This window comes from Arhodomonas sp. KWT (assembly GCF_010993615.1).
Genome location: NZ_WNXE01000080.1, coordinates 2,797 through 9,852 on the forward strand (window position 1 = coordinate 2,797; position 7,056 = coordinate 9,852).

Sequence of the window (7,056 nt, forward strand, 5' to 3'; positions counted from 1 at the left end):
CGGGGGCCGCCCGGCGCCGCCGAGGCGGTAGAGCCGGCGTTTGAGCTGGCCGAGGTAGTGCATCCGCGCCACCACCTCCTGGCCCGGGTAACAGCCCTTGTCGTAGGCGAGCCCGCGCAGCGGCTCCAGGTTGAGCATCTGGGGGACGAAGCGCTCGGCGGTGGCGTCGACGATCTCCGGCAGACCGGCACGGATGTCGAGCAGCCGCCAGGTGGACGGGCCCACCGCCGGGAGCGCCCGTGCGATCGCGTCCCAGACCGCACCCGCCTCGTCGGCGGGCACGAGCAGCAGCCAGCGGGGTTCCGGGTCGGGCAGGCGCACCGCGGTGAGATCGCCGGCCCGGGTGACCGCGTCCACGGCACCAGGCGGTGTCCCCGCGAGTTCGGACAGCGGCGCGGACGCGGGGGTGCCCGCGAGCCCGATAACCGCCGTCTCCCCGCCGATGTCCTCCAGGGTGACCCGGGCGCGGAGGACGAACATCCGCAGGCGCTTGAGCACCGCCGGCACCCGCTCCGCGGCGGTGAGCAGGAGGAACCCCTCGTCCGTGCGGATGACGCGGAACAGCGCCAGCACCCGGCCCTTGGCCGTGCACCAGCCGGCGAGCCGGGACTGGCCGGGATCCATGTCCTCGATCGCGTTGGTGAGCTGGGCCTGCAGGAACGCCGGGGCGTCCTCGCCGGTCACGCGGATCACACCGGTGCCTGGCAGGGGGGCAGCGACGCCGCCGTCGGCGACGTGGCGCGCCTCGTCCGACACCGGTGCCAGGTGGCCGTCCCCGCCGGTACCGAGTTCCTGTAAAATTGCGGTCCATGAGTCGGTCATAGAGTGAACCTTCCGGGCGTATCGCGATCCCGTCTTGGAGGTGAATCCGGATTGAGAGGCATTCTCCCACGTCCGGGGCCGAGGGCAAAAAGCAGGAGGCAGCCATGAGCGAGAACGAACGCGAGCCCGAGCAGGCGAGCGCCGAGCAGCCGGTGGAGGGCGACGACCGCGGCACGGCGGAGCGCCGGCGCGAGCGTCCCGGCGAGGCCTGGCCCGAGGAGATCGGCGGTCCCCGCGGGCCGGAGCCCACCCGCTACGGCGACTGGGAGAGCAACGGGCGCTGTAGCGACTTCTAGTCACCTGCCCGGCGCGCCGGCGGAGCCGCCGGGACGGGAGGTCCGTGGGGACCGGGGCCCGCACATCCGCGGAATCCCTTCGGGGCGAGACGGGTGCCGTGCGGCGCGCGCGGCATGAGCCCGACGGCTGAATCGCGAGCGACGTGGCCCGGGCGACGGGCATTCGCGTTGCGCCGCAACGGTGCATGGGGGCATGCTTTCGGCCGGTTATTATTTTCCTTTTTTATCAAAAGGATACAGGTTGTTTTTGAGGCGTGTTGCAGCGCAAGACACTTGCAAGCGCAGGCGCGGAAGTATAGTTTTAGCGCCGGCATCGAGTGAACTACCCAAAAGAATGAAGCGGAGCGAGTTTCATGCAGTCCGATAATCGGCCGCTTTCTCCCCACCTCCAGATCTACCGGCTGCCGTTCACGGCGCTGACGTCGATCAGTCACCGCATCTCGGGCGTGCTGCTCTGCGTCGGTGCGCTGGTTCTCGTTTACTGGCTGACCGCGCTGGCCGGTGGTCCGCGCAGCTACGCCACCGCCAATGCCGTGCTCGGCAACGGCTTCGTGCAGCTGCTCATGTTCGTGTGGACCTTCGTGCTCTTCTATCACCTGTGCAACGGCATCCGGCACCTGTTCTGGGATGCGGGCTACGGGTTCGAGCTCGAGACCGCGCGCAAGAGCGGCATGGCGGCAATCGTGGCGGCCGGCGTGCTTACGCTGGTGGCGTGGATCATCGCGCTGAGCGTGTGAACGCGAGCGGCGAGGGGGTAGACATGCAGTTTCGTACACCGATCAAGCAGGCGCGCGGGCTCGGCTCGGCGCATCACGGCGCCACCCACTGGTGGTTCCAGCGGCTCACGGCCATCGCGCTCGTTCCGCTCATGCTCTGGTTCATCGTGGGGGTCGCGACGGTCAGCAGCGGAGGCTATCTCGCCGCGGTCGCGTGGCTGAGCGCGCCGTTCAACGCCGCGCTCATGGCGCTGGTGGTCGGGCTCGTGTTCTGGCACGGGGCCATGGGGATCCAGGTGGTCCTCGAGGATTACGTGGGCTGTGAGGCGCTGCGCCAGGCGCTGATCGTGCTCGTGAAATTCGTCGCGGTGGTGCTCGGCGCGGTCGGCATCATTTCGGTACTGCGCGTCGCGGTGGGAGGCTGATTCATGGCGGGCGATTACGAGATCATCGACCATACCTACGACGTCGTCGTGGTGGGCGCCGGCGGCGCCGGCCTGCGCGCGACCTTCGGTATGGCCGAGAAGGGACTCAACACGGCCTGCGTGACCAAGGTCTTCCCGACCCGCAGCCACACCGTGGCCGCCCAGGGCGGCGTGAGCGCCGCACTCGGCAACATGGGCGAGGACGACTGGCGCTGGCACGCCTACGACACCATCAAGGGCTCCGACTGGCTCGGTGACCAGGACGCCATCGAGTACATGTGCCGCGAGGCCATCCCGTCCATCGTCGAGCTCGAGCACTACGGCGTGCCGTTCTCCCGCACCGAGGAGGGCCGCATCTACCAGCGCCCCTTCGGCGGCATGACCACGCACTTCGGCGAGGGCCGTGCCCAGCGCACCTGTGCCGCGGCGGACCGTACCGGTCACGCCATCCTGCACACCCTCTACCAGCAGTCGCTCAAGCATCAGGCGGAGTTCTACATCGAGTTCTTTGCCATCGACCTGATCATGGACGAGGACGGTGCCTGCCGCGGCGTCATCGCCCTGGATCTCGCCACCGGCAAGATCCACCGCTTCCGCGCCCACGTGGTGGTGCTCGCCACCGGCGGTTACGGGCGGACCTACTTTTCCTGCACCTCCGCGCATACCTGCACCGGCGACGGCGCCGGCATGGTCCTGCGCGCCGGTCTGCCGGTCCAGGACATGGAGTTCATCCAGTTCCATCCCACCGGTATCTACGGCGCGGGTTGCCTGATCACCGAGGGCGTGCGCGGCGAGGGCGGCTACCTCACGAACTCCGACGGCGAGCGCTTCATGGAGCGCTACGCCCCCAATGCCAAGGACCTCGCTTCCCGCGACGTGGTCAGCCGCTCCATGACGGTGGAGATCCGCGAGGGCCGCGGCGTGGGCCCGGAGCAGGACCACATCCACCTGCATCTGGAGCACCTCGGCCCGGAGGTCATCAACGAGCGCCTGCCCGGCATCGCCGAGACCGCGCGCATCTTCGCGGGCGTCGACGTGACCAAGGAGCCGATCCCGGTGCTGCCCACCGTCCACTACAACATGGGCGGCATCCCGACGAACTACCGCGGCGAGGTCGTCGCCCCCCGCGACGGCGATCCGGACGCGGTCGTGCCGGGGCTCATGGCCATCGGTGAGGCGGGCTGCGTGTCCGTGCACGGTGCCAATCGCCTGGGCTCGAACTCGCTGCTCGACCTGGTGGTCTTCGGCCGCTCGGCGGCGATCCGTGCCGCGGAGCTGGTCGACGAGGCCGGCGCGAACCACCGTCCGCTGCCCGCCGACAGCGCCGAGCCGGCGCTGGCGCGGCTCGACCGACTGCGCAACGCCAACGGCTCGGAGCCGACGGCGCGCATCCGCGACCGCATGCAGCGGACGATGCAGAACTACGCCGCCGTGTTCCGTACCGGTGAGACGCTGGAGGAGGGCTGCAAGCGGATCGAGGAGATCTACGCGTCGTTCGAGAACGTCAGCGTCTCCGACCGCTCGCTCATCTGGAACACCGATCTGGTGGAGACGATGGAGCTGGAGAACCTCCTCGCCAACGCGGTCACCTCCGTGCAGTCCGCGCGCAACCGCACCGAGAGCCGCGGGGCGCACGCCCGCGAGGACCACTCGGAGCGGGACGACGAGAACTGGATGAAGCACACCGTCACCTGGATGGACCGCAGCGGCAACGTGACCATCGACTACCGTCCGGTGCACATGAATACGCTGACCGACGAGATGGAGGTCATTCCGCCGAAGAAGCGGGTCTACTGAACGGCCCGCCCCCTCGCGGTTTCCAACCCGGTCAAGCGTCAGCGAAGAGGTTCACGAGATGGCGAAGTTCAGCCTGCCGGCCAATTCCCGCGTCACCGACGGCGTCACCCATCGCGCCGAGGGCGGGGGCAACATCAAGCGTTTCAAGGTCTACCGCTGGGATCCGGACAGCGGCGAGAATCCGCGGCTCGACACCTACGAGGTGGACATGGGCAGCTGCGGGCCGATGGTTCTCGACGCGCTCATCAAGATCAAGAACGAGATCGATCCCACGCTCACGTTCCGGCGCTCCTGCCGCGAGGGCATCTGCGGCTCCTGCGCGATGAACATCGACGGGCAGAACACGCTGGCCTGCACCAAGGGCATCGACGAGATCAAGGGCGACGTGCGGATCTACCCGCTGCCGTCGATGGCAGTGGTCAAGGACCTGATCCCCGATCTCACCCATTTCTATGCCCAGTACGCCTCCATCCAGCCCTGGATGAAGACGCAGAGCCCGGCGCCGCCGGATCACGAGCGGCTGCAGTCCAAGGAGGACCGTGCCGAGCTGGACGGCCTCTACGAGTGCATCCTCTGCGCCTGCTGTTCCACCTCCTGCCCGAGCTACTGGTGGAACCCGGACCGCTACCTCGGGCCGGCGGTCCTCCTGCAGGCGTACCGCTGGATCGCCGACAGCCGTGACGAGGCCACCGGCGAGCGGCTCGACGAGCTGGAGGACCCCTTCAAGCTCTACCGCTGCCACACGATCATGAACTGCACCTCGGTGTGCCCCAAGGGCCTGAACCCGGCCAAGGCCATCGCCGAGATCAAGAAGCTCATGGTCGAGCGCCGCTGAGGCCGGGCCGGTGTCAGAGGTCTCGCGACTGCGCTGGCGCTGCCGGCGCGGTACCAAGGAACTGGACTTTCTGCTGGAACGGTTCGTCAGCCGTCGCTACGAGGCGCTCGACGAGGACGGGCGCCGGGCCTTCGAGCAGTTGCTCGATCAGGAGGACGATGCGCTGGCGGACTGGCTGCTGACCGGCGCGAGCGAGCCCACGGATGGATCCCTCCGCGATATCGTCCGCCGCGTCCGCGACGGCGTTTGAGACGGCACTGACCCGCTCCCTGTGGGTCAGCGCCGTACTCACCGGTACCTACGGTGCCGGTCTCGTTCCCCTGTTTCTCCTGACGGACTGGTCCTGGACGGCGCGCGCAGTCTGGTTCGCCGTGCTCGGTGCGGGTCTTGCGCGAGGACTCTATCACCACGGGGTACCCGGTCGGGGGCGCGTGCCGCTGGCGTTGCGTCTGCCCGGCGAGGACCGGCTGGACCTGGTCGCCGCCGGCGGTATCCGGCGGGTGCGGCTGGTGGCGTCACACCGGGCCGGCCCGCTGCTCGTGGTGCACTGGGCCGCAGGGGTGCGGCGCGGCTGCTGCGTGCTTGGCCGCGACGGAGTCGCCGACTGGCGCGGCCTCTGCCGGGCGCTGCGCGCCGCGGAGGCGGCGGTCAGCGGTAGCCGGGCGTAAGTACGGTGGGGGCCGGATCCGCGGAGGGTTCCGGGTGGTCCCGGGTGAAGTGCAGCCCCCGGCTCTCGCGCCGGGCGGTGGCGCTGCGCACGATCAGCTCGGCGACCACCGCCAGGTTGCGCAGTTCGATGAGATCCGGCGTGACCCGGAAATTGCGGTAGTACTCCGCGATCTCCCGGGCGAGGAGGTCGACGCGGTGGCGGGCCCGTTCCAGACGCTTGTCCGTGCGCACGATGCCGACGTAGTCCCACATGAACCGCCGGATCTCGTCCCAGTTGTGGCTGACCACGACCTGCTCGTCGGAGTCGGTCACCAGGCTCTCGTCCCACGGCGGCACCGCCGGCGCCCGGCCGCTCCGCGCGGCGCAGTCCGCCGGGATGACCTCGGCGGCGCTCATGCCGTAGACCAGGCATTCCAGCAGCGAGTTGCTGGCCAGGCGGTTGGCCCCGTGCAGCCCGGTGTAGCTGCACTCGCCGATGGCGTGGAGACCGGGCAGGTCGGTACGCCCGTGGCGGTCGACCACGACCCCGCCGCAGGTGTAATGGGCGGCAGGAACCACCGGGATCGGCTCGCGGGTCATGTCGATGCCGAACTCCAGGCAGCGGGCGTGGATGGTGGGGAAGTGCCCGCGGATGAACGCCGCGTCCCGGTGGCTGATGTCCAGGTAGACGCAGTCCACGCCCAGGCGTTTCATCTCGTGGTCGATGGCCCGGGCAACCACGTCCCGCGGCGCGAGCTCGGCGCGCTCGTCAAAGTGCGCCATGAATCGCTCGCCGTCGGGCAGGCGCAGGACAGCGCCCTCACCGCGCACGGCCTCGCTGATCAGGAACGACTTCGCCCGGGGATGATAGAGGCAGGTGGGATGGAACTGATTGAATTCCATGTTCGCGACCCGGCAGCCGGCGCGCCACGCCATGGCGATACCGTCGCCGGTCGCCCCATCCGGGTTGCTGGTATAGAGATAGACCTTGCTCGCGCCGCCGGTGGCGAGCACCACCGTATGCGCCGGCAGAGTACGCACGCGCCCGCTCCGCCGGTCGAGCACATAGGCCCCGTGGCAGCGCGGCTCGCCGCCGGTGTGGCGCTCGGTGATCAGCTCCACCGCCATGGTGTGCTCGAGGACGGTGACGTTCTCCCGGGCGCGGACGGCGCCCTCCAGGGTCGTCTCCACCGCGCGCCCCGTGGCGTCGGCGGCGTGGACGATGCGGCGATGGCTGTGACCGCCCTCGCGGTGGAGGTGGAGATCGGCGGCTTCGCCTTCGGCGCGGGAAAAGGGGACCTCGGCATCGACGAGCCAGCGGATGGCCGCCGGTGCGTGCTCGGCGACGAAGCGTGCGGTGGCCTCCTCGGTGAGTCCGGCGCCGGCGGTGAGCGTATCGCGGACATGGTCGTCCACCGAGTCGGCGGCGTCGAGCACCGCCGAGATCCCGCCCTGGGCGTAGAGGCTGGAGCCCTCGGTCAGCGGTCCCTTGGCGATCATGGCGATACGCAGTGTCG

At 69.4% G+C, this 7,056-nt stretch carries 9 protein-coding genes; 7 read left to right on the plus strand and 2 right to left on the minus strand.

What is annotated here, in order from left to right:
- On the minus strand, window positions 1-822 hold an 822-nt coding region (locus G7A99_RS12090), incomplete at its 3' end, for a folate-binding protein YgfZ (RefSeq protein ID WP_163140472.1).
- A gap of 104 nt (window positions 823-926) precedes the next feature.
- Between G7A99_RS12090 and G7A99_RS12095 the strand changes: the two genes are divergently transcribed.
- The 7 genes from G7A99_RS12095 (at window position 927) to G7A99_RS12125 (ending at window position 5,559) form a co-directional block, all read left to right on the plus strand.
- Window positions 927-1,118 carry a DUF1674 domain-containing protein gene (locus tag G7A99_RS12095; protein WP_018718361.1) on the plus strand — a complete coding sequence of 64 codons (192 nt, stop codon included), beginning with the start codon at window positions 927-929 and terminating at the stop codon, window positions 1,116-1,118.
- Between the two features lie 353 nt (window positions 1,119-1,471).
- Window positions 1,472-1,855, plus strand: coding sequence for a succinate dehydrogenase, cytochrome b556 subunit (gene sdhC, locus G7A99_RS12100; RefSeq protein WP_018718362.1), 384 nt, complete (start codon window positions 1,472-1,474; stop codon window positions 1,853-1,855).
- A 23-nt stretch (window positions 1,856-1,878) separates the two neighbouring features.
- Window positions 1,879-2,259 (plus strand): succinate dehydrogenase, hydrophobic membrane anchor protein, encoded by a 381-nt coding sequence (gene sdhD, locus G7A99_RS12105; protein WP_018718363.1) that lies wholly within the window; start codon window positions 1,879-1,881, stop codon window positions 2,257-2,259.
- A 3-nt stretch (window positions 2,260-2,262) separates the two neighbouring features.
- Window positions 2,263-4,056 (plus strand): succinate dehydrogenase flavoprotein subunit, encoded by a 1,794-nt coding sequence (sdhA, locus tag G7A99_RS12110; protein WP_163140474.1) that lies wholly within the window; start codon window positions 2,263-2,265, stop codon window positions 4,054-4,056.
- Window positions 4,057-4,114: 58 nt separating this feature from the next.
- The gene (locus tag G7A99_RS12115; RefSeq protein WP_018718365.1) at window positions 4,115-4,891 is read left to right on the plus strand and encodes a succinate dehydrogenase iron-sulfur subunit; all 777 of its coding nucleotides are present in this window, start codon (window positions 4,115-4,117) and stop codon (window positions 4,889-4,891) included.
- A 10-nt stretch (window positions 4,892-4,901) separates the two neighbouring features.
- The gene (locus G7A99_RS12120; protein WP_163140476.1) at window positions 4,902-5,141 is read left to right on the plus strand and encodes a succinate dehydrogenase assembly factor 2; all 240 of its coding nucleotides are present in this window, start codon (window positions 4,902-4,904) and stop codon (window positions 5,139-5,141) included.
- A complete protein-coding gene (locus tag G7A99_RS12125; protein ID WP_163140478.1) occupies window positions 5,095-5,559 on the plus strand; it encodes a hypothetical protein in 465 nt (154 codons plus the stop codon). Before G7A99_RS12120 ends, G7A99_RS12125 begins: the two co-directional genes overlap by 47 nt.
- Here the strand turns inward: G7A99_RS12125 and nadB are convergent.
- Window positions 5,540-7,056 (minus strand): L-aspartate oxidase (gene nadB / locus G7A99_RS12130; RefSeq protein ID WP_163140480.1); only part of this gene is annotated, 1,517 nt, incomplete at its 5' end. The two genes, G7A99_RS12125 and nadB, sit on opposite strands and share 20 nt — an antisense overlap.

Excerpts from the sequence above, each read along its gene's own strand:
- G7A99_RS12095 (WP_018718361.1), top strand. The coding sequence starts at position 927 with ATGAGCGAGAACGAACGCGAGCCCGAGCAGGCGAGCGCCGAGCAGCCG.
- sdhC (WP_018718362.1), top strand. The coding sequence starts at position 1,472 with ATGCAGTCCGATAATCGGCCGCTTTCTCCCCACCTCCAGATCTACCGG.
- sdhD (WP_018718363.1), top strand. The coding sequence starts at position 1,879 with ATGCAGTTTCGTACACCGATCAAGCAGGCGCGCGGGCTCGGCTCGGCG.
- sdhA (WP_163140474.1), top strand. The coding sequence starts at position 2,263 with ATGGCGGGCGATTACGAGATCATCGACCATACCTACGACGTCGTCGTG.
- G7A99_RS12115 (WP_018718365.1), top strand. The coding sequence starts at position 4,115 with ATGGCGAAGTTCAGCCTGCCGGCCAATTCCCGCGTCACCGACGGCGTC.
- G7A99_RS12125 (WP_163140478.1), top strand. The coding sequence starts at position 5,095 with ATGGATCCCTCCGCGATATCGTCCGCCGCGTCCGCGACGGCGTTTGAG.